Annotated in this window: 1 protein-coding gene; it reads left to right on the top strand. The window is 62.4% G+C overall.

The genetic code is table 11. The features are described 5' to 3' along the window. Positions 1 to 92: 92 nt before the first annotated feature. Entirely contained in the window at positions 93 to 1454 is a 1362-nt protein-coding gene (locus Q358_RS0113870; protein WP_027962522.1) for an IS1380 family transposase, read from the top strand. The last annotated feature ends 231 nt before the right edge of the window (positions 1455 to 1685 follow it).

The following is a 1685-nucleotide window of genomic DNA, read 5'->3' on the forward strand; positions in this document are numbered from 1 at the left end:
CCTGAATCCGTGAGACCGGCCCCCGGAAGCACTTCTAACCCACTGACCTGCATGGCAATATAGCCATTATCGCCATTCACCCAGACAGTGCCATGCCCAACATAAAGTTCCGCGCCAGTCGCCGCACCCTCACCAGCCATTCCGGGCTGTCGATCATCGGGCAGTGCATCGAGATCGCCGGCGTCGACAGCATCGACGGCCGCTTCCCCACCACGCTGGGTATGCGCACCAGCGACGTGGTCAAGAGCTACCTGGGTCTGCTGTGTCTAGGCATGAGCGACTATGATGCCATCGAAAACTTCCGCCGCGACAAACCCTTCCAGCAGCTGCTGACCCTGCAGAAGGTGCCGAGCACCGCCACGCTGCGACAGCGGCTGGAAAAACTTGCCGCCAATGACCTGCAGGCGCGCACCGCCAGCTGGTCGACGACCCTGCTGTCACTGGTCGAGGCACCGATCACCGCCGAGACGACACACGTCTGCCTGGACATCGACACCTTCGTCATGGACAACAGCAATTCGAAGAAGGAAGGCGTCTCGCGGACCTACCAGAAGGTCGATGGCTACACCCCGATCGCCGCGTATCTGGGCAACGAAGGGTGGTGCCTGGGCCTGGAGCTGCGTCCCGGCAAGCAGCACACCATGAAGGAGAGCAACGCCTTCCTGGAGCGGGTGCTGCCTCGCGCCCAGGGTCTGACCGAGCAACCCATCCTGCTGCGTGAGGACAGCGGCTTCGACAGCCAGGCGCACCTGGCCCTGCTCGAACGGCAACGTCAGGCCTTTGCCGACGCGGGGCGCCGGCTCGACTATGTCGTCAAATGGAACCCCCGTGGCTCGGCCACGGCTGATCGAGATACCTGGCTGGCGGTGGCGGCGGACTATTGGCAAGAACTACGTCCCGGCAAACGCCAGGCGCTGTGGACGCAGACGGTCTCGATCCACGACGACAACAAGATCGAATACGTCGTCAAGCGCGTGATGCGCCTGGTGGAACGCACCGCCGATCCCGATGGCCAACTCCTGATCGAACCGGACTATGAGCTGGAAGGCTGGTGGACCAGCCTGGAAGAGGCGCCGGAGGCGGTGATAAAGCGCTACCAGGCGCATGCCACCCATGAGCAGTTTCACAGCGAGATCAAGACCGATCTCGACCTGGAGCGCTTGCCGTCCGGCAAGTTCGCCACCAACGACCTGATCCTGCATCTCGCCCAGTTGGCCTACAACATCCTGCGTCTGATGGGACAGCTGGGCATGACCGGCGAGCTGAGCCCGGTTCGCCACCCGGCCAAGCGGCGCCGGCTGCGCACCGTGCTACAAGAGTTGGTGCACCGTGCGGCTCTCGTGATTCACAAGGCACGGCAGATCATCCTCGACTTCGGGCAGGATATCGGGCGCATGACGGTGCTCAAGACGCTGCGGAGCCGACTGCGTTATCCACGAGGAACGCCATGCTGACCGTCAATCGGCGACACTCTATCCACAAGCAGTTCCAAGCGACACGCGATCGCCAGATATGTCGTGCCTGGCGGGTGGAAAGGCATGACAAAACGGGCCGTCAGCACCGATCAGCACGGTGGGTTTTGGCAATAATGGGCTTGCGAAAGCCAACTTGCACGGGGCGAATGGTCAAAAAATGCTCGCTGGCGGTGATAGGGGGAGTGTCGGCGCCGGCTTCACGGATTCAGG

Source organism: Halomonas halodenitrificans DSM 735, assembly GCF_000620045.1.
Lineage (GTDB): Bacteria > Pseudomonadota > Gammaproteobacteria > Pseudomonadales > Halomonadaceae > Halomonas > Halomonas halodenitrificans.

Bases quoted from the DNA above. Each gene is read 5' to 3' on its own strand.
- Q358_RS0113870 (WP_027962522.1), top strand. From the start codon at position 93: ATGCCCAACATAAAGTTCCGCGCCAGTCGCCGCACCCTCACCAGCCAT.